Consider the following 280-nt stretch of genomic DNA (forward strand, 5'->3'; position numbering starts at 1 on the left):
CCATCCCGCGCTGATAAAAAAACGATGTGGCAGCGCCCTACTCTTGCGGGGGGTAACCCCGACTACCATCGGCGCGGAAGAACTTAACTTCTGTGTTCGGCATGGGAACAGGTGTGACCTCTTCGCTATTGCCACCACATCTATGAAGGAATGAACCTTCAAAACTGGATAAGAAACATATGACCAACGTATAGAGAAGATCTCGATGGATTAGTATCCGTCTGCTGCACGTGTCGCCACGCTTCCACACCGGACCTATCAACCTCTTCGTCTCAGAGGC

At 51.4% G+C, this 280-nt stretch carries 2 rRNA genes; both read right to left on the reverse strand.

The window, feature by feature from the left end:
• Positions 1–24: 24 nt before the first annotated feature.
• Positions 25–139: ribosomal RNA gene (gene rrf / locus CKW00_RS13520) — 5S ribosomal RNA — on the reverse strand.
• A gap of 51 nt (positions 140–190) precedes the next feature.
• Positions 191–280, reverse strand: a 23S ribosomal RNA gene (locus CKW00_RS13525); the annotation flags it as partial.

It is taken from the genome of Salimicrobium humidisoli, from assembly GCF_002295105.1.
Classification (GTDB): Bacteria; Bacillota; Bacilli; order Bacillales; family Halobacillaceae; genus Salimicrobium; species Salimicrobium humidisoli.